This window comes from Bradyrhizobium hipponense (assembly GCF_008123965.1).
In the GTDB taxonomy this organism is placed as follows: domain Bacteria; phylum Pseudomonadota; class Alphaproteobacteria; order Rhizobiales; family Xanthobacteraceae; genus Bradyrhizobium; species Bradyrhizobium hipponense.
In genome coordinates this window covers 145923-168470 of record NZ_VSTH01000018.1, presented here as the reverse complement: position 1 = coordinate 168470, position 22548 = coordinate 145923, and the positions used below count along the sequence as shown (strand labels likewise).

The 22548-nt window shown below is 64.3% G+C and carries 22 protein-coding genes; 13 read left to right on the top strand and 9 right to left on the bottom strand.

Features of this window, described 5'->3' with window-relative positions:
• Nucleotides 1-58 precede the first annotated feature (58 nt).
• Complete coding sequence (locus FXV83_RS06175; protein ID WP_148738304.1) at nucleotides 59-712, top strand: DNA-3-methyladenine glycosylase family protein; 654 nt, start codon at nucleotides 59-61, stop codon at nucleotides 710-712.
• On the opposite strand, the gene FXV83_RS06170 is transcribed toward FXV83_RS06175, so the two are convergent.
• Entirely contained in the window at nucleotides 709-1596 is an 888-nt protein-coding gene (locus tag FXV83_RS06170; RefSeq protein ID WP_148738303.1) for a LysR family transcriptional regulator, read from the bottom strand. The genes FXV83_RS06175 and FXV83_RS06170 overlap by 4 nt on opposite strands.
• Nucleotides 1597-1777: 181 nt before the next feature.
• Here FXV83_RS06170 and FXV83_RS06165 point away from each other — a divergent pair, with 181 nt between their 5' ends.
• The 8 genes from FXV83_RS06165 to FXV83_RS06130 all read left to right on the top strand — a co-directional run bounded on the left by FXV83_RS06165 (nucleotide 1778) and on the right by FXV83_RS06130 (nucleotide 9790).
• Complete coding sequence (locus FXV83_RS06165; protein ID WP_148738302.1) at nucleotides 1778-2752, top strand: NAD(P)H-dependent flavin oxidoreductase; 975 nt, start codon at nucleotides 1778-1780, stop codon at nucleotides 2750-2752.
• Nucleotides 2753-2791: 39 nt separating this feature from the next.
• Entirely contained in the window at nucleotides 2792-3976 is a 1185-nt protein-coding gene (locus tag FXV83_RS06160) for an ABC transporter substrate-binding protein (RefSeq protein ID WP_148738301.1), read from the top strand.
• Nucleotides 3977-3998: 22 nt separating this feature from the next.
• Nucleotides 3999-5525 carry an acyl-CoA synthetase gene (locus tag FXV83_RS06155; RefSeq protein WP_148738300.1) on the top strand — a complete coding sequence of 509 codons (1527 nt, stop codon included), beginning with the start codon at nucleotides 3999-4001 and terminating at the stop codon, nucleotides 5523-5525.
• A 97-nt stretch (nucleotides 5526-5622) separates the two neighbouring features.
• Nucleotides 5623-6708, top strand: a complete 1086-nt coding sequence (locus FXV83_RS06150; protein WP_148738299.1) for a DUF2855 family protein — start codon at nucleotides 5623-5625, stop codon at nucleotides 6706-6708.
• 218 nt (nucleotides 6709-6926) lie between these two features.
• Entirely contained in the window at nucleotides 6927-7901 is a 975-nt protein-coding gene (locus FXV83_RS06145; protein WP_148738298.1) for a peptidyl-alpha-hydroxyglycine alpha-amidating lyase family protein, read from the top strand.
• 257 nt (nucleotides 7902-8158) lie between these two features.
• A complete protein-coding gene (locus FXV83_RS06140; RefSeq protein ID WP_045005774.1) occupies nucleotides 8159-8716 on the top strand; it encodes an HNH endonuclease in 558 nt (185 codons plus the stop codon).
• Between the two features lie 391 nt (nucleotides 8717-9107).
• Nucleotides 9108-9329: a dodecin gene (locus FXV83_RS06135; RefSeq protein WP_148738297.1), complete on the top strand. Its 222-nt coding sequence runs from the start codon at nucleotides 9108-9110 to the stop codon at nucleotides 9327-9329.
• 179 nt (nucleotides 9330-9508) lie between these two features.
• On the top strand, nucleotides 9509-9790 hold the full coding sequence (locus FXV83_RS06130) for a hypothetical protein (protein WP_235939322.1): 282 nt from the start codon (nucleotides 9509-9511) through the stop codon (nucleotides 9788-9790).
• A 48-nt stretch (nucleotides 9791-9838) separates the two neighbouring features.
• Here the strand turns inward: FXV83_RS06130 and bla are convergent, their stop codons facing one another.
• On the bottom strand, nucleotides 9839-10741 hold the full coding sequence (bla, locus tag FXV83_RS06125) for a class A beta-lactamase (RefSeq protein WP_235939321.1): 903 nt from the start codon (nucleotides 10739-10741) through the stop codon (nucleotides 9839-9841).
• Nucleotides 10742-10835: 94 nt separating this feature from the next.
• Here bla and FXV83_RS06120 point away from each other — a divergent pair, with 94 nt between their 5' ends.
• Nucleotides 10836-11798, top strand: a complete 963-nt coding sequence (locus tag FXV83_RS06120) for a LysR family transcriptional regulator (protein ID WP_187435694.1) — start codon at nucleotides 10836-10838, stop codon at nucleotides 11796-11798.
• Between the two features lie 36 nt (nucleotides 11799-11834).
• Here FXV83_RS06120 and FXV83_RS06115 read toward each other — a convergent pair whose 3' ends face one another.
• From FXV83_RS06115 to FXV83_RS06090, 6 genes are all read right to left on the bottom strand, one after another.
• Nucleotides 11835-12803 carry an ABC transporter ATP-binding protein gene (locus FXV83_RS06115; RefSeq protein WP_148738295.1) on the bottom strand — a complete coding sequence of 323 codons (969 nt, stop codon included), beginning with the start codon at nucleotides 12801-12803 and terminating at the stop codon, nucleotides 11835-11837.
• A complete protein-coding gene (locus FXV83_RS06110; protein ID WP_148738294.1) occupies nucleotides 12800-13795 on the bottom strand; it encodes an ABC transporter ATP-binding protein in 996 nt (331 codons plus the stop codon). Before FXV83_RS06110 ends, FXV83_RS06115 begins: the two co-directional genes overlap by 4 nt.
• The gene (locus FXV83_RS06105; RefSeq protein WP_148738293.1) at nucleotides 13795-14712 is read right to left on the bottom strand and encodes an ABC transporter permease; all 918 of its coding nucleotides are present in this window, start codon (nucleotides 14710-14712) and stop codon (nucleotides 13795-13797) included. The genes FXV83_RS06110 and FXV83_RS06105 overlap by 1 nt, the downstream gene beginning before the upstream one ends.
• The gene (locus tag FXV83_RS06100) at nucleotides 14678-15637 is read right to left on the bottom strand and encodes an ABC transporter permease (RefSeq protein ID WP_148738292.1); all 960 of its coding nucleotides are present in this window, start codon (nucleotides 15635-15637) and stop codon (nucleotides 14678-14680) included. Before FXV83_RS06100 ends, FXV83_RS06105 begins: the two co-directional genes overlap by 35 nt.
• 29 nt (nucleotides 15638-15666) lie before the next feature.
• Nucleotides 15667-17460, bottom strand: a complete 1794-nt coding sequence (locus tag FXV83_RS06095; RefSeq protein ID WP_148738291.1) for a peptide ABC transporter substrate-binding protein — start codon at nucleotides 17458-17460, stop codon at nucleotides 15667-15669.
• A 261-nt stretch (nucleotides 17461-17721) separates the two neighbouring features.
• Nucleotides 17722-19140 carry a M20 family metallopeptidase gene (locus FXV83_RS06090; RefSeq protein WP_148738290.1) on the bottom strand — a complete coding sequence of 473 codons (1419 nt, stop codon included), beginning with the start codon at nucleotides 19138-19140 and terminating at the stop codon, nucleotides 17722-17724.
• Nucleotides 19141-19427: 287 nt separating this feature from the next.
• Here FXV83_RS06090 and FXV83_RS06085 point away from each other — a divergent pair, with 287 nt between their 5' ends.
• The 3 genes from FXV83_RS06085 (at nucleotide 19428) to FXV83_RS06075 (ending at nucleotide 21781) form a co-directional block, all read left to right on the top strand.
• The gene (locus tag FXV83_RS06085; protein ID WP_148738289.1) at nucleotides 19428-20399 is read left to right on the top strand and encodes a S1C family serine protease; all 972 of its coding nucleotides are present in this window, start codon (nucleotides 19428-19430) and stop codon (nucleotides 20397-20399) included.
• 23 nt (nucleotides 20400-20422) lie between these two features.
• Nucleotides 20423-21493: a carboxylesterase family protein gene (locus FXV83_RS06080; protein ID WP_148738288.1), complete on the top strand. Its 1071-nt coding sequence runs from the start codon at nucleotides 20423-20425 to the stop codon at nucleotides 21491-21493.
• Between the two features lie 81 nt (nucleotides 21494-21574).
• Nucleotides 21575-21781 carry a hypothetical protein gene (locus tag FXV83_RS06075; protein WP_148738287.1) on the top strand — a complete coding sequence of 69 codons (207 nt, stop codon included), beginning with the start codon at nucleotides 21575-21577 and terminating at the stop codon, nucleotides 21779-21781.
• Between the two features lie 77 nt (nucleotides 21782-21858).
• On the opposite strand, the gene FXV83_RS06070 is transcribed toward FXV83_RS06075, so the two are convergent.
• Nucleotides 21859-22521 carry a DsbA family protein gene (locus tag FXV83_RS06070; RefSeq protein ID WP_187435692.1) on the bottom strand — a complete coding sequence of 221 codons (663 nt, stop codon included), beginning with the start codon at nucleotides 22519-22521 and terminating at the stop codon, nucleotides 21859-21861.
• Nucleotides 22522-22548 lie beyond the last annotated feature (27 nt).

Sequence of the window (22548 nt, the reverse complement as noted above, 5' to 3'; positions counted from 1 at the left end):
CGCCGTCCTTCGGACGGCTACGTCCGGCCATGACGCCAGAGAGAGTTTGCCGACCAAAATGACCATCCACCTCGAAACCCAGTCCGATCTCGAAGAGGCCGTCCACGCGCTGATCAAGCGCGACCCGCGCCTCAAAGCCGTGTTTGAGGTTGCGGGCATGCCGGCCCTGCGGCGGCGCGAGCCGGGCTTTGTCGGGCTCGCGCACATCGTCTGCGGGCAGCAGCTCTCGACCGCGAGCGCGGCGGCGATCTGGGGGCGGCTGTCCGCCGCCTTCGATCCGTTCGACCATGACGCGGTGCGCCGCGCCCGCACCGACCGGCTGGGACGGCTCGGGCTTTCCGCCGCCAAGATCAAGACGCTGAAATATCTCGCTCGCGAAATCATGGCGGAGCGGCTGAACCTCGATGTGCTTGCCGAAGAGGACGCCGACGCCGCGCATCACACGCTGATCTCGCTGCCCGGCATCGGGCCGTGGACCGCGGACATCTATCTCTTGTTCTGCCTCGGCCATGGCGATGCCTGGCCGGCCGGCGATCTTGCCGTGCAGGAAGGCATTCGTATCGGGCTCGGCCTGAAGACACGGCCAACGGAGAAACAGATGGTACCGCTCGCCGAACCCTGGCGCCCCCTGCGCGGGGCCGCAGCGCATCTGTGGTGGAGCTATTATCGCGCGGTGAAGAAGCGCGAAGGCGTGATCGCCGGGCAGGCTTAGCCGCGCAAGCTCGCACGATCGGTTCGGGCGCATGCTGCGACGAAGTCGACCACGGCACGCACCGCCGGCAGTTCGACGAGGTCGGGATGGGCGAGGAGCCACAGGTCCGCCACGCTGGCGAGCTTCTGCGGCGCGACGCGCACGAGATCCGGATAGCTTTCCGCGACGAAGCACGACAGCGCAGAGATTCCGATGCCGGCGCGGACCGCCGCCAGCATGTCGCCCTGGGACGAGCAACGCATCACGACCCTGCCCTGACGCGTGACGACGTCGCTCCAGCGCGCAAGCTGGACATTGGACGTCTGGTCGGCAAAACCGATAACGCTGTGGCCTTTCCACTCGCCACGCCGTTCCGGCAAGGAGCGTCCGCCGGCATAGTCGCGTGAGGCATAGAATCCCGTGCCGAGACGGCCGATCTTGCGGCCGACCAGGTTTTCCTCGCCGCTGTCGAAGGGCCGCAGCACCACGTCCGCCTCGCGCCGGCGCACGCTCGCCGGAAACGGATGGGTGATGATCTCAAGCTGGATGTGATCGTGCGCGCGCAGGAAGGAAGGCAGGCGCGGCATCAGCCAGTGCGAGGCCAGCGTCGCGCCGATCGACAGCTTGACGGAGCCGCGCGCCTTGTGCCCTCCCGCCGAGACCGCCGTCTCCGCCCGCAGCGCTGCCGCCGCCATCGCCTCGGCATGCTCGCGCAGCGTCCGGCCATCCGCGGTCAGCGCCAGGCCGTCGGCGGCGCGCACCAGCAATCTGGTGCCGAGCTGAGCTTCCAGCGCCGCGATCTTGCGGCTGACGGTCGGATGGCTGGTGTGCAGCCGGCGTGCCGCCGCGGTGAAGCTGCCGGTCTCCGCCACCGCAACGAAGGTCTTGCAAAGATCCCAGTCCACCTGCAGCCCTTTGTTCAAACCTGAATGGTTGTCTGTACATTATTGAACGATCAGGGTCCGCTCGCCAACCTTTATAGTGGTGTCAAATCCGCGAATGCGGGCCGGCAAGCCGCCGGCGACAATCAACAGGAAACGCCTCCCCATCCGCAGGCCGGCGGGGCGCGTTTTCCGGGAGGACATCATGGCGCTGCCCGCTCTCTTGAAAGACACTCTCGAACTGCCGGTGGTCGGCTCGCCGCTCTTCATCGTCTCCGGACCGGAGCTGGTGATCGCCCAGTGCAAGGCGGGCGTCGTCGGCTCGTTTCCCGCGCTCAACGCCCGCCCGGTCGAGAAGCTCGACGAATGGCTGAGCCGCATCGAGGATGAGCTCGGCGAATACAAGTCGCGCAACCCCGGCAAAAAGGTCGCACCCTACGCGGTCAACCAGATCTGCCACGCCTCCAACGACCGGCTGATGAAGGACATGGAGACCTGCGTGAAGCACAGGGCGCCCATCATCATCACCTCGCTGCGGCCGCCCGCCGAGATCGTCGAGGCCGCGCACTCCTATGGCGGCCTGGTGTTCCACGACGTCATCAACGTCAAGCATGCGCGCAAGGCCGCGGAACAAGGCGTCGACGGGCTGATCCTGGTGTGCGCCGGCGCCGGCGGCCATGCCGGCACGCTGTCGCCGTTCGCTCTGGTGCGCGAGGTCAAGCAATGGTTCAAGGGCACGATCCTGCTGTCGGGTGCGATCGGCGACGGCTTCGGCGTCGCCTCCGCCGTGACGCTCGGCGCCGATCTTGCCTATATGGGCACCCGCTTCATCGCGACCGCGGAGGCCAACGCCGCCGATGAGTACAAGGCGGCGCTGGTGCAGCATGCGGCGCACGACATCGTCTATACGAATTTGTTCACCGGCGTGCACGGCAACTATCTCGGACCCTCGATCGCCGCCGCCGGGCTCGATCCGGACAATCTGCCGGTCGCCGACAAGACGAAGATGAACTTCGGCTCCGGCGGCAACACGAAATCCAAGGCGTGGCGCGACATCTGGGGCTCAGGCCAGGGTATCGGCCAGATCACCGACGCGCCGCCGGTCGCCGAGCTCGTCGATCGGATGAAGCGGGAGTTCGACCAGGCACGGCAGGACTTGCTGATCCGCGCCAGCGCCTGATAGCTCGGTCCCAACCAACAAGAACGACGGGAGAATATCATGATGCGGGCGGCCGCTCTGTTTGGCATTGCGTTGCTGACCTTCCTCGCAGACCCCGCCGGCGCGCAGAGCACCGACGAGATCCGGATCGGGCAAACCCTGCCCTACAGCGGTCCGGCCTCGGGCTTCGGCGCGATCGGGCGGACCCAGGAGGCGTTCTTCGAGAAGCTCAATGCCGAAGGCGGCATCAACGGCCGCAAGGTCAAGTTCATCACGCTGGACGATGCCTATTCGCCGCCGAAGACGGTCGAGCAAACCCGCAAGCTGGTCGAGCAGGAGGAGGTGCTGATGATGTTCGGCTCGCTCGGCACCGCCACCAACAGCGCCGTGCAGCGCTATCTCAACGCCAAGAAGGTGCCGCAGCTGTTCGTGCTCTCGGGCGCCACCAAATGGGCCGATCCGCAGAAGAACCCGTGGACCATGCCGGGCATGGCGGCCTACGAATCCGAGGGCGTGGTCTATGCCAAATACATCTTGCAGACCAAGCCCGACGCCAAAATCGCAATCCTGTCGCAGAACGACGATTTCGGCCGCGACTATGTGGCGGGCTTCAAACGTGCGCTCGGGGCCAAGGCGGCCGGCATGATCATCGCCGAAGCAAGCTACGAGACCAGCGCGCCGACGATCAGCTCGCAGCTCTCGACCTTGAAGGCCTCAGGCGCCAACGTGCTGTTCGGCGTCGTGCTCGGCAAGTTCACCTCGCAGATGGTGAAGGGGGTGGCCGAGATCGGCTGGAAGCCTGAGCTGTTCTTCGTGCCCACCTCGGCCTCCTCGATCTCGTTCCTGGAGCCGGCGGGGCTGGACAATGCCGTCGGCCTGATCTCGTCGAGCAACCAGAAGGACACGATGGACCCGCAATGGGCCGAGGATGCTGGCGTGAAAGAGTATTTCGCGTTCATGAAGCAATACATGCCGACCGCGGATCTCTCCAATTCGAACTACGCCGCCGGTTATCACTATGCCACGCTGCTGATGACGGCGCTCAAGGCGTGCAAGGACGATATCAGCCGCGACAACATCATGCGCCAGGCGGCTTCACTCAAGGACGTCAAGCTGCCGCTGCTGCTGCCGGGCATGACTGTTACGACCGGCCCCGACGACTATCTGCCGTTCCAGCAGCTTCAGCTGCGGCGCTTCAACGGCAAGAGCTGGGTGAGTTTTGGCGATGTGCTGGACGACCGCTAAGCCTGACGGATAGGGACACGACATGATCATCAGCGGTGAACGCCGGATCGACTATTCAGAACTTCATGCGCGGATCAAACGGGCCGCGGGCGGTTTCAGCGCGCTCAGCGCACGAGAAGGCACGCCGGTCGCCATGATGCTGCGCAATGACTTCGCGCTGTTCGAGGTGATCGCAGCTTCGGCCGCGCTCGGCAGACCGGTGGTGCCGATCAACTGGCACCTGAAGGCCGCCGAAGTCCGCTATATCCTGGCCGACAGCGGCGCCGATATCCTGATCTGCCACGCCGACCTGCTGCCGCAGATCAGCGGCGGCCTGCCGGACGGCCTGACGCTGATGGTCGTGCCGACGCCGCCGGAGATCGCCACGGCATTCAACATCCCGGCCGCGCTCACAGAGGTTCCGGGCGGACTGACCGACTGGGACGAATGGCGGGACGGCCAGACGGAACTCGTCCAGCCACCGCTCCGCGGCGCGCCGATGTTCTACACGTCCGGCACCACGGGTATGCCGAAGGGCGTACGGCGGATGCCGATGCGCCCCGATCAGGTCGCGGCCTCCGAACGCGTCGGCGCGATCGCCTATGGCGTCAAGCCGAACAAGGGTCAGGTCGTGCTGATCAACGGCCCGATGTACCATTCCGCTCCGCACTCCTACGGCATGCTGGCCTATCGCAGCGGCTGCACCATCGTGCTGGAAGCCCGGTTCGATCCCGAAGAGCTGCTGCAACTGGTCGAGCGCCATCGCGTCACAAACATGCACATGGTGCCGACGATGTTCGTGCGCCTGCTGCGGCTGCCCGACGAGGTGAAGCGGCGCTACGATCTGTCCTCGCTGCGCTTCGTCGTCCACGGCGCGGCGCCCTGCCCGCCCGACGTGAAGAAGGCGATGATCGATTGGTGGGGGCCGGTCATCAACGAATATTTCGGCTCGACCGAGACCGGAATTCCGGTGTGGCATGCCGCCGAGGAGGCGCTGAAGAAGCCCGGCACCGTTGGCCGCGCCATCGAGGGTGGCATCGTCAAGATCTTCCGCGCCGACGGCAGCCCGTGCGGCGTCAACGAAGCCGGTGAAATCTACATGCGGCAGGTCTCGGTGCCGGATTTCGACTATCACGGCAAGGCCGCGGCCCGCGCCGAGGCCGGTCGCGACGGGCTCGTCAGCGTCGGCGACGTCGGCTATCTCGACGAGGACGGCTACCTGTTCCTGTGCGACCGCAAGCGCGACATGGTGATCTCCGGCGGAGTCAACATCTACCCCGCCGAGATCGAGAACGCGCTGATTGGAATGCCGGGAGTGCGCGACTGCGCCGTGTTCGGCATACCCGACGCCGAATTTGGCGAGCGGCTGTGCGCCTATGTCGAGCCCGAGCCGGGCGCCGAACTCTCATCCGCCGCGGTCCAGTCGTTCCTGCGCGAGCAACTTGCCAATTTCAAGGTGCCGAAGGACGTCGAATTCCGCGACGCGCTGCCGCGCGAGGCGACCGGCAAGATCTTCAAGCGCAAGCTGCGGGAGCCCTATTGGACTGGCCATGCACGCGCCGGCGCGTGATGAACGGCTGCAAACAGCGTTTAAAACTATGTTGCTGTTGCAAAAGCTTTGCCGATGAATGATGAGATGCCCGCGCGGACAGAGCCGGGATCAAGTCATGACATCGATCGACTTCGTCGTTGCCAAAGATGACCTCGACCAGTGCAAGACGATCGCGACGGCGCTTCCCGGCGCGGATGCGCTGCCGCCCGACGCCCTGCTGGTGAAGGTCGACCGCTTCGCCTTCACCGCCAACAACATTACCTATGCGGTGCTCGGCGACGAACTGAAATACTGGCAGCTGTTTCCAGCCCCAGGCGGCTTCGGCAACATTCCGGTATGGGGCTTTGGCGAGGTGGTCGAATCGAAGCATCCGAACGTCGCCGTAGGCGAGCGCCTGTTCGGCTATTTCCCGATGGCGACTCATCTTGTCATTGAAGCTACCGACGTCAGCAGACGCGGCCTGCGCGACGGCGCCGCGCATCGCCAAGGCGTGGCACCCGTCTACAACGCTTATGCCCGCGTCAGCGGCGATCCTGCTTACGCGGGGCGGCACGGCGATTATCAGGCGCTGCTGCGGCCGCTGTTCATGCTGTCGTTCCTGGTCGACGACTTCCTCGCCGAGAACGACGATTTCGCTGCACGCAGCGTGCTGCTGTCGAGCGCCTCGAGCAAGACCGCGTTCGGGCTTGCGCATCTCCTGCATACGCGCGGCCGCAAGGTGATCGGACTGACGTCAGCCGGCAATGCCGGCTTCGTCACCTCGCTCGGCTGCTATGACGAGGTCGTCCTCTATGACCGCGTGACGTCGCTGCCATCCGATGCGCCCGTCGCCTTCGTCGACATGGCCGGCAACAGCGCGTTACGTGCCGAGCTGCACCGGCATTTCGGTAACCAGATGAAATGCTCCTTGCGCGTCGGATTGACGCATCGCGCCACCGAGGCCGACGAGGGCGAACTGCCCGGTGCAAAGCCGCGCTGGTTCTTCGCTCCCGACCAGATCCGCAAGCGCGCCAAGGAATGGGGGCCGGGCGGCATCGAGCAGCGCTTTGGCGCCGTATGGTCGGGTTTTGCGCCGCTGCTGGAGAGATGCCTGACGGTGGTCGAGAGCCGTGGGCCGGACGCCGTGAGGCAGGTCTATCTCGATACGCTGAAGGGCCGTATTCCGCCCGAGCAGGGCCACATGCTTTCACTGCTCGGGTAAAGCGCTTTTGACATAGGCTGATCCAGTATAGCCTTCGATTGTCAGGCGAAACGCCCCGATGACGGCGATCGAGGAAGGGATTTTGGGGCAAACATAACCCTCGTCATTCCGGGGCGCGCGCCAGCGCGAGCCCGGAATCCATCTGCCCCCGAGACACGCGGCACAATGGATTCCTGGTTCACGCTCCGCGTGCCCCGGAATGACAACAGGAGAAACCAATGCCAGCCATTCTCGGCACCGGCGAGCACCGCTACCGCGTCGTCGACAATTTCGCGAAACTGCCTGACGGCTGGCAGCTTACCGACGTCGCCTCGGTCGCGGTCGACAGCAAGGATCGCATCTACGTTTTCAACCGCGGCGCCCATCCGATGGTGGTGCTGGATCGCGATGGCAATTTCCTGCGCAGCTGGGGCGAAGGCCTGTTCTCCCGCGCCCACGGCCTGCATATCGATGCCGATGACAATCTCTATTGCACAGATGACGGCGACCACACCGTGCGCAAATGCAGCACCGACGGCAAGGTGCTGCTGACGATCGGCATCCCCGAGAAGCCGACACCGTTCATGAGCGGAGATCCCTTCCATCGCTGCACCCATAGCGCGCTGTCGCCGAAGGGCGAGATCTACGTCTCCGACGGCTACGGCAATGCCCGCGTGCACAAGTTCACGCCCGATGGCAAGCTGATGAAGAGCTGGGGCGAGCCCGGCACCGATCCCGGCCAGTTCAACATCGTACACAATATCGCCACCGACGCCGACGGCTGGGTCTACGTCGCCGACCGCGAGAACCATCGCGTGCAGGTGTTCGACGGCGACGGCAAATACGAGACGCAGTGGAACAATCTGCACCGGCCCTGCGCGCTGTGCTGCGGCGGCGGCAAGAATCCGACCTTCATCATTGGCGAGCTCGGGCCCGGGCTCGCGATCAACCGCAAGGTGCCCAACATCGGCCCGCGGCTGTCGATCGTGGACGCGAAGGGAAAACGCATTGCGCGGCTCGGCGGCGAGGAAGGCCCGGGCGTCATGAGCGGAAAGTTTCTGGCGCCGCATGGCATCGCGCTGGATTCCAGGGGCGACATCTATGTCGGCGAGGTCGGCGTCGCCGACTGGAAGACGAGCTTCCCGGACGAGGAGACACCGGCCGTGGTGCGCGCGACGCGGTGTTTGCAGAAGCTGGAGCGGGTACGGGAGTAGTTGCGCAGCGACACTGCCCATTGAGGCGCCCCTAGCTCCGGAACGTCATCCCGACGGGGCATGTGGCAATGAAGGGTAGTTCCGCGCTGGTCTCGCATGGATCCCCCAAATCGCGCGTTTTCAAGCGTTTTGCCACCCCTCCGCCGCATTGCTTGCGCCTGAATAAGTCGCTCAACGGGCTTCACAATCCCGTCACGCTGCATGTAGTATGTCAATACATGCTGCTTCGCAGCGTACGTGGAGGCCAGGAGCGTTACTTGAACGCACATGTCTCGCAAGGCAGTTGGCCGGTGTTGGTGCTGAATGCGGACTTCCGGCCGCTGAGTTACTACCCGCTGTCTCTCTGGTCGTGGCAGGACGCGATCAAGGCGGTGTTCCTCGATCGCGTCAACATCGTCGCCCATTACGATCAGGCGGTTCGAAGTCCGACGCTGGAGATGCAGCTGCCGAGCGTGGTCTCGCTCAAATCCTTCGTCAAGCCGACCACCCATCCTGCCTTCACCCGATTCAACGTCTTCCTGCGCGACCGCTTCAACTGCCAATATTGCGGCTCGCCCGAAGACCTCACATTCGATCACATCATCCCGCGCAGCAAAGGCGGCCAGACCACCTGGGAGAACGTGGTCGCGGCCTGCTCGCCCTGCAATTTACGCAAAGGCAATCTCACACCAGTGCAGGCAAAAATGTTTCCGCGCCAGCACGCCTTCGCCCCGACCGTGCACCAGCTCCACCGCAACGGCCGCCTGTTCCCGCCGAACTATCTGCATGATAGCTGGCTGGATTATCTCTACTGGGATACCGAGCTGGATCCGTAGGGCTCGCGCCGCGGATTGCATCCCGATCACATTCCTTGCCACGACGTCGTGCGGACGCAGCGTCTCTTGTACGGGCTCATCATGCTGGCCGGCGCCTGCCGCGGCGGCCGGCGGCGCGCTCATTGTGCTGCTGGCGATGCTCCTTCGAATGCTGTGGCGCAATGCGCCGCCGGCCACCGTGATAGCCGCGCCCGGGATCGAGCTCGGCTCCCCGTCGCGCGCTAACCCGCGCGAGAGGCCAGCGTCACGCCGCGACCGTGAGCGCCATCGCAGATCGCCGGCATGCGGGTCATGGCGGACGACGGAACTGGAGAGGCCGGCGTCCGTTCAGATGGGAGGTCACGCGGCGGCGGGCACCGCAGCGCAACCAGCCAACCAAGGGAGGCTCACGATGCCTACAGCCGAGAAGGATCACGTCTACAAGATCCTGGAACTGGTCGGATCGTCCGAGACATCGATCGAGGATGCGATCAAGAACGCGATCAGCCGCGCCGCAAAGACCGTTCGCGAGATGAAATGGTTCGAGGTCGTGCAGACACGCGGCCACATCGAGAACAACGCCGTGCGCCACTACCAGGTGACGCTGCGCGTCGGATTTACGCTGGACAAATGAGCAGCGGCGCCAGACGAATCCGGCGCGAGGTCGCCGTGGTCAATATCCTTCAACGATAATCCGTCGACATATCGACGAGCGCCTCCGGCCGAATACGGAGTTCGCACAATCAGCGCGGAAGACGCAACAGCCCGCTAAGGCCAAAGTGAGAGGTTTGCGCCGAAATGGAGCAAGCCCCGATGAGTACGGGCCGCGACCTCGGAAAGACGCGTCTTCCGCTCTGGGCGGCGGGTTTCGTCATGCTCGCCTGCTTCGCCATCCTCGGTTTGAGCGGCTGGCGCGAATGGGCAACGCGCAATACCGAACTCAGAAACGCCGAAGTCGATGTCGCCAATCTCGCGCATTCGCTAGTCCAGCATGCCGACGACACCTTCGAGCTTGTCGATACGATCCTGGTGGGGCTGGTCCACCGGCTCGAAATTGATGGAACGGGTCCTGACACGATCGCAAAAAGCGCCTGACCAAAACGGAAGCCGCGCGCGAGCCGCAAGGGCACGGCTTCTCTGCGCTCATTTGACGGCCTGTCCCACAACAGTTTCCGCGACAAGGCGGCCCACCTCCGCAATCGTAGCGTTGCGCTTCTCCGGCGATCCTTGGGAGCCGGTCAGATAGGCCGCAACGAGGACCGGCTTGCGACCGGGCGGCCAGAAGACACCGACGTCGTTGGTCGTGCCACGATCGCCGGCGCCGGTCTTGTCGGCGACGCGCCAGCCACGGGGCACGCCAGCACGAAGACGGGTATCGCCGGTCTTATTGGCGACCATCCAATCCGTCAGCCTCTGACGCGAGGCCGCCGATAACGCATCGCCGACCATCAGGCGATGCAGATTCTGCAACATTGCGGCCGGGCTGGTGGTGTCGCGCGGATCATCCGGAAGCGCCTCGTTCAGCTCCACTTCCCATCGATCGAGTCGGCTTACGTTGTCGCCAAGCGAGCGCAGAAAGCTGGTGAGGCCGTCGGGGCCGCCGATTTGACGCAGCAGCAGATTGCCGGCCGTATTATCGCTCTGCGTGAGCGCGGCCTCGCAGATTTCGGCAAGAGTCATTCCGGCGGCGACACGGTCCTTGGTCGCAGGCGAATACTGCACGACGTCCTTTGCCTCGAAGCGAATGAGTTGTTCGAGCCCCAATTCCGCACGATCGACGCGTTTCAGAACGGCCGCCGAAGCCAGGCATTTGAAGGTGCTGCACATGGGGAAGCGTTCGCCGGCGCGCAAGCCAGTCTCAAGCCCGGTTTCGGTGTCGAGAACCGCGACTCCCAGTCGCCCGAGGCTGTCGCGCTCGATGCGGGCGAGTTCCTCCTCCAAGGGCGATTTCCGCTCCCCCGCGGCACATGACTCGTTCGACTGCGGCAACACCAGAGCAGCCGCAATGCCCAAAAACCCAAGTCCAAATTGCCGCCTCATCAGCATGTTCATTCTCCCGTGGCGGCGCGAACATGGCCAACGTCGTGACGGCGCACAAACGATCATTTATATGTCGAGCCATGAATTTAACTTGGTCATCATGTCCGTGCGCAAACATCTTCCATTGAACGCCCTGCGTGCCTTTGAGGCTTCGGCGAGGCATTTGAGCTTTACAAAGGCAGGTCTCGAGTTGCGGGTGACGCAGACCGCGATCAGCCACCAGGTCAAGCAGCTTGAGGAGATGTTGGGCTCAAGTCTCTTCAGGCGCCTTCCACGGGGGCTTACACTGACGGACGAAGGACTGGCGCTTTTCCCGGTCCTGGCGGATGCGTTCAGTCGCATCAGCGGCGCGATCGAGCGGATCGAAGCGAAGGAAACGCGCGAGGTCGTAACAGTTGGCTGCGTCGGCACCTTCGCAACGGGGTGGCTGCTACAGCGCCTGGATCGCTTTCGACATTCGCATCCCTATGTCGACCTACGCCTGCTCACCAACAATAATCGCGTGGATATCGCAGGCGACGGGCTCGATCTTGCGCTTCGCTTTGGCGACGGTTCCTGGCACGGCACAGAGGCGATCCATCTGATGGCCGCGCCGCTCTCGGCCGTTTGTCATCCTGACATCGCGGCGCGCTTGCGAAACCCGGCCGATCTCGTGGGGCAGAATCTGTTGCGATCCTATCGCGCCGAGGAGTGGCCGCTCTGGTTCGCGGTGGCGGGCGCGCCCTGCCCGATGATCCAGGGACCGATCTTCGACAGCTCCCTCGCGATGGCCGAAACCGCGGCGCGCGGCGTCGGCATTGCCCTTGTTCCGATCGCAATGTTTCGGCGCGAGGTGGAGACGGGTCGGCTCGCCCGGCCCTTTTCCGCAGAGGTCGCGGCCGGATCTTACTGGCTGACCTGGCTGAAATCGAAGGAGCTGACGGCTGGCATGTGCGCCTTCCGTGATTGGCTGGTCGATGCGGTACGAACGGATACGCCGAGCGGCGCATTGCGTACCGTCTCGGAAGGTCCGGGCAATCCGATCAAGCGCGCTCAGCGCATCCGCGGCAAGCAGCGGGCGTAAATCGTCGATAGGAAACACAACGGCCCGACGCGCATCTCACGCCAGATGGCACGCCACAAAATGCCCGCCCGCCCCTTCCCTCAGCTCCGGCGCGCTCTCCGAACAGCGCGGCTGGGCGATCGGACAGCGGGTGTGAAAGTGACAACCTGATGGCGGCTTCATCGGGCTCGGCACGTCGCCCTTGAGTCGGATGCGGCTGCGCTTGAGCTTGGGATCAGGCACCGGCACGGCCGAGAGCAGCGCCTTGGTATAGGGATGCTGCGGGTTGCGGTAGAGATCGCTGGCCTTGGCAAGCTCGACAATGCGGCCGAGATACATCACCGCGACGCGGTCGGAGATGTGCTCGACCACCGAGAGATCATGCGCGACGAAGAGATAGGTCAGGTTCAGCTCGGCCTGGAGATCTTCCAGCAGATTGATGACCTGCGCCTGGATCGACACGTCGAGCGCGGACACCGGCTCGTCGCAGACGATCAGTTTCGGCTCGACCGCGAGTGCGCGGGCGATCACGATGCGCTGGCGCTGGCCGCCGGAGAACTCGTGCGGGTAGCGGCGCATGTGCTCGGCCTTGAGGCCGACCTTCACGAGCAGGCTCGCGACGCGCTCCTCACGCTCTTTGGCCGATGCGCCGAGCTTATGGATGACGAGCGCCTCGCCGAGAATGGCGCCGACCGTCATGCGCGGATTCAGCGAGGCGAACGGATCCTGGAACACGAGCTGCATGTTTCGCCGCATCGCGCGCAGATCGTTGCCACCGAGCTTGCGCACGTCTTGGCCGTCGAAGGTGACCTCGCCGTCGGTCGGCTCGATCAGGCGCAGCACGCAGCGCCCTGTCGTCGACTTGCCGCAGCCGGATTCGCCGACCAGGCCGAGCGTCTCGCCGCGATTGACCGAGAACGACACGCCGTCGACCGCATAGACGCTGCCGACCTGGCGCGACAGCAGGCCGCCGAGCACGGGAAAATGCTTCTTCAGGTTGGAGACCTGCAGCAAGGGCTCGCTCATGCCGCGTCTCCCAGATGCGAATCTCCCAAGTGACATGCCATGCGGTGGCCGGGCGCGATTTCGCGCAAGAGCGGCTCCTTCTCGGTGCAGATGCTCATTGCGTGGCGGCAGCGCGCGGCAAAACGGCAGCCGACCGGTGGATTGATCAGGATCGGAACCGATCCTCCGATCGCCTCCAGCCGCGTCTTGTGCTCGGCGTCGAGGTCGATGCGCGGGATCGAGCGGATCAACCCTTGCGTATAGGGGTGGCGCGGGTCGGCGAACAGCTCGTCGACGCCCGCCTCCTCCACCACCTTGCCGGCATACATCACGACGACGCGCTGCGCGGTCTCGGCGACGACACCCATGGCGTGGGTGATCAGCATCACCGCCATGCCAAAGCGCTCCTTCATGTCCTGCAAGAGGTCGAGGATCTGCGCCTGGATGGTGACGTCGAGCGCGGTGGTGGGCTCGTCGGCGATGATCAGCTTGGGCTTGCAGGCGAGCGCCATCGCGATCATCACGCGCTGGCGCATGCCGCCGGAAAACTGGTGCGGATAGTTGTGCACGCGGCCTTCGGCGTTGGGGATCTGCACCAGCTTCAGCATCTCGATGGTGCGCTCGAGCGCCTGCTTCCTGGTGACGGCCTCGTGGCGACGCAGGCTCTCGGCGATCTGCTCGCCGATGGTGAGCACGGGATTGAGCGAGGTCATCGGCTCCTGGAAGATGAAGCCGATTTCCTTGGCGCGGATCTCGTCGAGCTGGTTGCTCGTCAGCGGCACCAGATCGCGGCCCTCGAAGATGATCTCGCCCGCCGCGATGCGGCCCGGCGGCATCGCGATCAGCTTCAGGATCGACATCGCGGTGACCGTCTTGCCGCAGCCGGATTCGCCGACGACGCAGAGCGTCTCGCCCCTGTTGATGGAGATGTCGACGCCGTCGACGGCCTGCAAGATGCCGTCGTCGGTGGAGAAGTGGGTTTTGAGGCCCTTGATTTGCAGCAGCGGCGCCATCAAATCACCCGTCGCGCATCGAGCGCGTCACGCAGACCGTCGCCGATGAAATTGATGGCGACCACCGCGATGAAGATCGCGCCGCCCGGAAACAGCGCCCAGTGCGGGCCGATGTCGAGAAAGTCCTTGGCGTCATACAGCAGCCGTCCCCAGGTCGGCGTATCCGGGGGGAAGCCGAGACCGAGGAAGGACAGCGTGGACTCGGCGATGATGGCGGCGGCAACGTCGATGGTGCCGGCGATGATCACCGGACCGAGCGCATTGGGCAGGATGTGCCGTACCACCTGGCGCACCGGACTTGCGCCAAGGGCGCGGGCGGCCTCGACGAACTCCTTCTCGCGGATCGACAGGAACTGCGCGCGCACCAGCCGCGCAACCGGCATCCAGCGCAGGCCGCCGATGACAAGCACGATCAGGATGAAAATACCGCCCTCGGGGCCGAATGCGACCTTCAGTCCGTCGCGGAAGAGATAGATGAGCAGCAGCAGGAGCGGCAATTGCGGCAGCGACAGGAAGAGGTCGGTAAGCCACATCAGGCCGTGGCCGAGCGCGCCGCGCGACATGCCGGCGAGCGCACCAACGAGAGTGCCGATGAAGACAGAGACCAGCATGGCCGCGAGCCCGACCGCGAGCGAGATGCGCCCGCCATAGATCATGCGCGCCAGAATATCCTGGCCGAGATCGTCGGTGCCGAAGGGATGGGCGAGCGAGGGCCCCTGCATTCCCGCCACGATATCGATGTCGTCGATCTTGACGCGCCAGATGAAGGGACCGACCACGACGGCGAGAATGAGAATGAGCAGCAAGAATGCGCTGACCACGGCGAGCTTGTGGCGGCTGTAACGCCGCCACGTCTCGCGCCAGGGCGAGTAGACCCGCCGCTCAGCGGAGGGAGATGCGAGGGTCAAGCCAGCCATACAGCACATCCGCGATGAGATTGAAGAGCACCACCAGGCAGGCGAACACAAAGGTCACGGCCATCACCACCGGGGTGTCATTGGAGAGAATGGAGGAGATCAGCAGCGAACCGATGCCGGGAATGCGAAAAATCTGCTCGGTGACGATCGCGCCGCCGAACACCGCCGGCATCTGCAACGCAATGAGCGTGACCACCGGGATCATCGCATTGCGCATGACGTGCTTGACGATCACCTTGGCTTGGCCAAGACCCTTGGCGCGCGCCGTGGTGACGTAGTCGAGCCGGATCACGTCGAGCATTGCCGAGCGCACGAAGCGCGTCATCGACGCCGCCTGGAACAGGCCGAGCACCGCCACCGGCATGATCGCCTGCCGGATCATCTCGAGCACCCAGAGGATGCCGGTGCCCTTGATATTGGTCGTGTAGACGAAGGGCAGCCAGTCAAGCGTGATCGAGAAGACCAGGATGAACAGGATGCCGGTGAAGAAGGTCGGCAGCGAAAAGCCGACGAAGGCGAGCGTATTGGCGACCTGATCGAACAGCGAATAAGGTTTCGTCGCGGCATAGACGCCGACCGGGATCGCGATCAACAGCGCCAGGATCTGGGCCGAGCCGATCACGTAGAGCGTGGCCGGCAGGCGCTGGAGGATGAGCTGGTCGACATCCATCCGGCTGACGAAGGAGAAGCCCCAGTCGCCGTGCAACATGGCGTTGAGCCAGTGCAGGTAGCGAAGATAGATCGGGTCGTCGAGGCCGAACTTGGCCCGAAGCGCGGCCTGCACTTCGGGCGGCACGTTCGGGTTTGTCGCCAGCTCGGAGAACGGATCGCCCGGAGCGAGCGCGAGCACGACGAACAGCACGACCGAGATTCCGAGCAAGCTCGGAATCGCGATCAGGAAGCGACGCAGGACGTACTGACTCATAGGGAAATGTCCCGTTTACGCCCGCGCGATCATGCCTCCCGGTACCAGTCGAACAGGTTATCGGTCTCGTTGGCCCAACCGCTGATCACGCACTGCAAGTTGTTGGCAACGGCTTCCACCTTGAGACGGTGCTGCACCGGGATGAAGACGACCTCCTGAATCAAGAGGTCATTGGCCTTGATATAGAGTGCCGCCCGCTTGACGGGATCCATCTCGCCTTCCGCGGCTTCGATGATCGCGTCGTAATCCTTGTTGGCCCAGCGCGTGAAGTTCGGGCCCTGCCACTTATTCTCCTTGGTCGCGACGTTGCTGGAGATATAGCGCCGCATGTGCTGAGCCGGGTCGGGCTGACTCATTGGGATCTGGAACATCTCCATGTCGGCGTAGAACTTGGGGTAGGTATCAGGATTGCCGACGTCGGAGGAGAAGAACACAGAGGCGACGACCGATTTCAGCTCGACGTCGATGCCCGCCTTCTGGCAGGCCTGTTTGACGATGGCCTGCGTCTTCTGGCGCGGGCCATTGATCGAGGTCTGGTACAGCAGCTTCAGCTTCTTGCCGTCCTTCTCGCGGATGCCATCCGCCCCCGGCTTCCAGCCGGCGTCATCGAGGATCTTCGAAGCCTTCTCGATGCTGAATTCCCAGGTGTTGTTCTTGGATACGAACTTTTCGGGACCGTTGAGGAAATTGGCGGTGGTGCGGCCGGCGCGGCCATAGATCGCCTTCTTCACCGACTCGCGATCGACCAGCATCGACAGCGCCTTGCGCACCGCGGGGTCGGAGAACAGCGGGTGCTTGGTCTTCATCGAGGAGCGCTCGCCGTCCACCTCAGTGTTGGGATCGGTCGAGTTCAGCACGATGAACTCGGTGTCACCGCCCACGGCGTAGACGGCCTTGCCTTTGCCGCCCTTCTCCAGGCGCAGCAGCACGTCGTCTTCCACCTGGATGTTGTAGCCGAAATCGTACTCGCCGGTCTGGATCACCGCGCGCGCGGCCGAGACGGCATCGCCGCCGCCCTTCATTTCGAGCGTGTCGAAATACGGCCGGTTCGGCATGTGATAGTCGGGATTGAGTTCACCACGGACGAGATCGCCCGGCTTGAACTCAAGGAACTTGTACGGACCGGTGCCGATCGGCAAGAGGTTGTTGGGCGCTTCGCGGGATTTGGCGCCCTTGTAGTCGTTGAACAGATGCTTGGGGATGATCTGTCCGGCGGCGGCTCCCACGAACGCATCGGCCCAGAACGGGGTCGGCTTCGGAAACAGGATGCGCACGGTGAGATCGTCGACCTTCTCCACCGTGATATCGCGATAGACGGCGATGCTCACCGCTGCCGTCGCCGGATCCTTGGCGTATTCCCAGTTGAACACGACGTCGTCGGCGGTGAAGGGCTTGCCGTCGTGCCACTTGACGCCCGGCTTGAGCTTCCAGGTCACCGACTTGCCATCCGCAGCGAGCCCGCCGTTCTGGATCGAGGGAATTTCAGCCGCCAGAACCAGCTTCATGTTGCCGTCGGGGTCCCAGCAAGCGAGCGGCTCATAGAACAGGCGCGATCCGTCCTGGTCCTTGGTGCCAGTGGCGAAATGCGGGTTGAGCAGGGTGGGTCCCTGCCACCACAGCAGTTTCAGCGCACCGCCGCCGCCGCGCTTGGTCGGCTTGTAGGTCGAGGGGCCCTCCGCCATGGCGACGCCGCCGAGAGCGAGGATCTGGTAGGCGAGCGGGGCAGTCAGACCGACAGCGGCCATGCGCTGGATGAAGGCGCGACGATCCATCCGCCCGTCCTTCACATCGCCGATCATCGAACGCAGTTTTTTATCCAGCATGGTTGTCCCCCGTCTGGTTCCGTATGGATGCAGGCGTCCGCGCGAGGCGGCCGCCGGGTTTGGCTGGCGGTAGATGGCACACCGAATGGGGTGCGCGTCAACTGCGACTGTGTGTATGCAAACGGTCTTCTGGCTGTCCGTTGGGCAAAAGTGCGTTCCGCAGCCCAAGCGGTCGGCAATCCGGCGGCAAAACACGCCGGAATCCACATTGCGCTGCGGAAAATTTGTTCGCCGGATCAGACGAAGTATCGAGACGAAATTCTACGCGACGGACATGTCCAGCGGCGGCGCGACATGATCCGGCAGCGGGCACACGTAGGGTGTCTTGGCCGTTCGCCTCTCAAGGTCGGCCTTCGCAGCCTCAATGAGCTCCGGTTCCGTGAGCGCCTTGATGCCGATTGCGGCCATCGCCTTGGCCGCCTGCACCATGGCCTTGTGGGCGTGCGCGCTCTTGCCCTGCGCCACCACCTGCCAGGTGTGGAACGGGGTGCCGATTGCAACCGTGGGCGCGTGAACCTGCACGGTCGGCACCACCCAGCTGACATCGCCGACGTCGGTCGAGCCTACAAGCGGATTGCGCTTGGCATCGAGCGGCACCAGGAAATCGGCCAGCGGCCGATCGGTCGGCTCCATGCCGATCGCATAATAGACCGACTCGATGTCCTTATCGGTCAGCGTCGCCCGGATCTGGGTCGCGAAGCCCTTGTCCGCGTCGTCGAAATGCGGCGGTCCAAGCTCTTCCATAACCCGGTGCAGCGCCTGCTCCAGCGGGGTATTCGGCAGGATGTTGGAGACCGCGGAGATGATCTTCATCTCCACCTTGGTCTCGGTCATCAGCGCCGCGCCCTCTGCGATCTTGCTCACGCGCCCAACCAGTTCGTTCATGCCTGGCAGATCACGGGCACGAATGGAGTAGCGTACCCGCGCATGGGCCTGCACCACGTTGGGGGCGATGCCGCCGGTGTCGAGCAGCGCGTAATGCACGCGCGCGTCGCTCGGCATGTGCTCGCGCATGTAGTTGACGCCGACATTCATCAGCTCCACCGCATCGAGCGCGGAGCGGCCAAGATGCGGCGAGGCCGCGGCGTGCGAGGTACGACCGGTGAAGATGAAGTCGGCCCGGGTGTTGGCGAGCGACGGCGTCACCGCGACTTCCCAGAAGCTGTGTGGATGCCAGGTGATGGCGATATCGGCGTCTTCGAATGCACCGGAGCGCACCATGAAGGCTTTTGCCGCGCCGCCTTCTTCAGCCGGACAGCCATAATAACGCACCCGCCCCGGCACCTTGTTCTCGGCGAGCCAGTCCTTCACCGCGGTCGCGGCGAGCAACGCGGCGGAGCCGAGCAGATTATGACCGCAGCCATGACCATGGCCGCCGGTCTCGACCGGACGATGCTCGGCGACGCCCGCCTCCTGGCTAAGGCCCGGCAACGCATCATATTCACCCATGAAGGCGATGACCGGTCCGCCCTCGCCCCATTCGCCGATCACCGCAGTCGGTATGCCCGCGACGTTCTCGGTGATGCGGAAGCCCTGATGACGCAACTCGGCGAGATGCTCGGCGGCGGACCGCGCCTCGGTGTAGCAGACCTCCGGCATACCCCAGACCTTATCGCTAAGGTCGATGAAACGTGCCTTGATCGTGTCAATGCCACGCCAGATGTCGCTGCGGTTGTCCATGTTTCGGTCCGTGATCTCTTGGTCAAAACGAAGCGGCAATGGTTAGCAGCTTCATTGCACCCCGCCTAGCACCTCGCCGAACAGCAGCCATGCGGCCGATGCCGGATCGGAAGCCGCCTGCCGACCGGGCACGAACTGTTCCTCCGCCTTTCGAAGATTTCACACGCCGTTCTCCGGAATAGTTGGGAGCGAGGCTTTCAAGACGGCCTTCTCCGGCCTAAATTATGCGTGCTTCGTGCATCGTCCGCAGCAATTTGCGGAGCAATGCTCTCAGCCAGGAGAACTCCATGCCCGCTTTGACCGAATGGAGGGTGCCGCCGGCCAATCAACCGCGTGCGAGCGATTACGGCTTCGATCTCGACCATGCGCTCGCTTCAGTCGTCGGCCTGCACGCCATCATACCCCCGGACGCCTTCAGCGCCGAGACGCTGGGCACCGAGCGCGCCGGCAACGGCGTCGTGATCGACGACGGGCTGGTGCTCACCATCGGCTATCTCATCACCGAAGCGGAGTCCGTGTGGCTGCATCTCGGCGACGGACGCGTGGTGGAAGGGCATGTGCTCGGATTCGATTCCGAGTCCGGCTTCGGCCTGGTGCAGGCGCTCGGCCAACTGGACGTCGCGCCGCTGCCGCTCGGCTCGTCGGCGGAAACCCGGCTCGGTGACCGTGTCGTGGTCGGCGGCGCCGGTGGACGTACGCGGTCGGTTGCGAGCCAGATCGTGGCCAAGCAGGAATTCGCCGGCTACTGGGAATATCTGCTCGACGAGGCCATCTTCACCTATCCCGCCCATCCCAATTGGGGCGGCACGGCGCTGCTCAACGAGCGCGGCGAGTTGATCGGCATCGGCTCGCTCCAGCTCGAACGTGAGCGCGACGGCAAGGCCGAGCATGTCAACATGATCGTGCCGATCGACCTGTTGAGCCCGATCCTCGACGATCTGCGCAAGTTCGGGCGCGTCAACAAGCCGGCACGGCCGTGGCTCGGACTGTACTCCACCGAGATCGACAACCGCGTGATGGTGATCGGCATTTCCGCCAACGGTCCGGCCGCCCACGCCGAACTCAAGACCGGCGACGTCATCCTCGCGGTGGACGGCGACAAGGTCACGAGCCAGACGGCATTCTACAAGAAGATGTGGGCGCTCGGCGCCGCCGGCATTGATGTGCCGCTCACCGTGGACCATGAGGGCGTCACCTTCGACGTGACGGTGACGTCTACCGACCGCTTCAAGCTCCTGAAGGCGCCCAAGCTGCACTGACCCTGAAGCCCGAGGAAGCGGCGATGACCGAGGCCGTGGTCGACGACATCGTGGCCGTTCTGCCGCCGTTGCTCAATGCACTGGAAGCGCTCGGCTTCTTCCAGCGCAACCTGCATCCGCCGGTCTTTGCCTCCGTGATGAACGCGTTCGGCGCGCCCGAGGAGGCGCTGCAAGCGGCACGCGCGACGATCGGGGAGTGGCCGGAGCAGTTCGCCGGTCTCCGCAGCCAGCTGGATCGCGCCTGCGACGAGACACTGGCCGCCTTCGCCGGGCTGCGCGATGTCGAGCGCGGCAACGGCGACCTGGTCGCGGTCTTCCGCGCGCTGCGCCATTTTCCCCGCGCGCAGGAGGCGCTCTATCCGCTCGCGGCGCAGTTTCCGCCGGTAAGCAGCTTCTTCCTCAACGTTGCCAGCCGCGAGGACGAGAGCCTGCTGGCCCGGCTCGCGTCGGACGCGGGCGAGCACACCGGCATCTTCCATGATCACAACGAGCCCGGCAGCCGTGGCGGCTTCTCGGTCTATGTGCCCGAATATTACAGGCACGACCGCGCCTGGCCGCTGGTGATGGCGCTGCATGGCGGTAGCGGTAACGGCCGTGGATTCCTGTGGAGCTGGCTGCGCGAGGCCCGCAGCCTGGGTGCGATCCTGGTGACGCCGACCGCAAGCGGCCAGACCTGGGCGCTGATGGGCGATGATACCGACACGCCCAACCTCATGCGCATCCTCGAGACCGTGCGCAGCCGCTGGACCATCGATGCCTCGCGCCTGCTGCTGACCGGCATGAGCGACGGCGGCACCTTCTGCTACGTCACGGGGCTGGAGGGCAGTTCGCCCTTCACACATCTTGCGCCGGTGTCCGCGACCTTCCATCCATTGATGGCGGAAATGGCCGACGCCGCGCGCATGCGGGGCCTGCCGATCTTCATCACCCACGGCAAGCTCGACTGGATGTTTCCGGTGCAGACCGCGCGGCAGACGCAGATAGCGCTCTCGGCCGCCGGCGCGGACGTCACCTATCGCGAGATCGACGATCTCAGCCATACCTATCCGCGCGAGATCAACGCGGAGCTGTTGCGGTGGCTGAATGAGGAATGAACAACCCGTCCTTATCTGCGCCGCACTGCTGCGGAACCATCGCTCCGGGCCGACGTTATCGCCGGTCACCGGAGGTTCGCCATGCAGACTTTTTTCGGAATGATTTTGGGCGCGCTGCTGCTCGCCTGCGGCGTCTATGTCTATGATTCCATGCAGACGTCATCGGTCGCCAATGGCGAGGTCGCGACCACTAAGCGCACTATCGTGAACTGGGATGTCGCGAAGGCCGATTGGGACGCGTTGCGCGACCGCGCCCACAAGGACTGGGTCCGCATCTCCTCGAAATAACGCTGCCGGACAATGAACGAGGCGCCGCCGCGATCCGCGGCGGCGCCTTTGTGTTGGCTCCGATCAGCGATGGCGCGTCAGTTCATCTTGGCCTTGCGGGCGTCGGCGATGACCTGCTCGAACTCGGTCATGCTGAGCACGCCCGGCACGCGGTACTTTCCGACGATGAAGGATGGGGTGCCGCGGAAGCCGAAGGCTTCGGCCTGCTCGTTGTTGCGCTTGAGGACCGCGTCGATGTTCTTGGCGTGTTCGGCGAGATCGCGCTTGAGACGGTCCATGTCGACACCGGCGCCCGCCAAAAGTTCGTTGATGCGCGGCTCGGTCAGCCGCGAGCTGACGCCCATCATGGCCTCATGGGCCTGGTGGTACTTGTCCTGGAATCTTGCCGCGAGCGCCATCCGCGCCGCCGTGACCGACACCGGCCCGAGGATTGGCCAATCCTTCATGACCAGCCGCACTTTGCCGTCGTCCTGGATGACCTGGCGCAGCTCGGGCTCGAGCTTTCTGCAATAGGGGCAGTTGTAATCGGACCATTCGACGATCGTGATGTTGCCGTCGGGATCGCCCGCGACCGGGACGTCGGGATCGCGCAGCACCTTGGCTTCGGTGAGCACCTCGTCATTCTCGGCGGCCGCGAGTGCCGCGTTGATGCCGCCCGCTGCGAGGGCACCGGCGCCGATCAGTCTCAGCGCCGCACGTCGCGTCGGCACAAGGCTGCCGCTCTTTCTGAATCCAGTCATATCTCGTCCCGTTTCGGTCCCATCGCC

Coding starts and splice junctions, on each gene's coding strand:
- FXV83_RS06160 (WP_148738301.1), top strand. CDS start 2,792: ATGATGCGGGCGGCCGCTCTGTTTGGCATTGCGTTGCTGACCTTCCTC.
- FXV83_RS06120 (WP_187435694.1), top strand. CDS start 10,836: ATGTCCGTGCGCAAACATCTTCCATTGAACGCCCTGCGTGCCTTTGAG.
- FXV83_RS06080 (WP_148738288.1), top strand. CDS start 20,423: ATGACCGAGGCCGTGGTCGACGACATCGTGGCCGTTCTGCCGCCGTTG.
- FXV83_RS06100 (WP_148738292.1), bottom strand. CDS start 15,637: ATGAGTCAGTACGTCCTGCGTCGCTTCCTGATCGCGATTCCGAGCTTG.
- FXV83_RS06115 (WP_148738295.1), bottom strand. CDS start 12,803: ATGAGCGAGCCCTTGCTGCAGGTCTCCAACCTGAAGAAGCATTTTCCC.
- FXV83_RS06110 (WP_148738294.1), bottom strand. CDS start 13,795: ATGGCGCCGCTGCTGCAAATCAAGGGCCTCAAAACCCACTTCTCCACC.
- FXV83_RS06070 (WP_187435692.1), bottom strand. CDS start 22,521: ATGACTGGATTCAGAAAGAGCGGCAGCCTTGTGCCGACGCGACGTGCG.
- FXV83_RS06105 (WP_148738293.1), bottom strand. CDS start 14,712: ATGGCTGGCTTGACCCTCGCATCTCCCTCCGCTGAGCGGCGGGTCTAC.
- FXV83_RS06090 (WP_148738290.1), bottom strand. CDS start 19,140: ATGGACAACCGCAGCGACATCTGGCGTGGCATTGACACGATCAAGGCA.
- FXV83_RS06095 (WP_148738291.1), bottom strand. CDS start 17,460: ATGCTGGATAAAAAACTGCGTTCGATGATCGGCGATGTGAAGGACGGG.
- FXV83_RS06165 (WP_148738302.1), top strand. CDS start 1,778: ATGGCGCTGCCCGCTCTCTTGAAAGACACTCTCGAACTGCCGGTGGTC.
- FXV83_RS06145 (WP_148738298.1), top strand. CDS start 6,927: ATGCCAGCCATTCTCGGCACCGGCGAGCACCGCTACCGCGTCGTCGAC.
- FXV83_RS06085 (WP_148738289.1), top strand. CDS start 19,428: ATGCCCGCTTTGACCGAATGGAGGGTGCCGCCGGCCAATCAACCGCGT.
- bla (WP_235939321.1), bottom strand. CDS start 10,741: ATGCTGATGAGGCGGCAATTTGGACTTGGGTTTTTGGGCATTGCGGCT.
- FXV83_RS06155 (WP_148738300.1), top strand. CDS start 3,999: ATGATCATCAGCGGTGAACGCCGGATCGACTATTCAGAACTTCATGCG.
- FXV83_RS06150 (WP_148738299.1), top strand. CDS start 5,623: ATGACATCGATCGACTTCGTCGTTGCCAAAGATGACCTCGACCAGTGC.
- FXV83_RS06175 (WP_148738304.1), top strand. CDS start 59: ATGACCATCCACCTCGAAACCCAGTCCGATCTCGAAGAGGCCGTCCAC.
- FXV83_RS06135 (WP_148738297.1), top strand. CDS start 9,108: ATGCCTACAGCCGAGAAGGATCACGTCTACAAGATCCTGGAACTGGTC.
- FXV83_RS06130 (WP_235939322.1), top strand. CDS start 9,509: ATGAGTACGGGCCGCGACCTCGGAAAGACGCGTCTTCCGCTCTGGGCG.
- FXV83_RS06075 (WP_148738287.1), top strand. CDS start 21,575: ATGCAGACTTTTTTCGGAATGATTTTGGGCGCGCTGCTGCTCGCCTGC.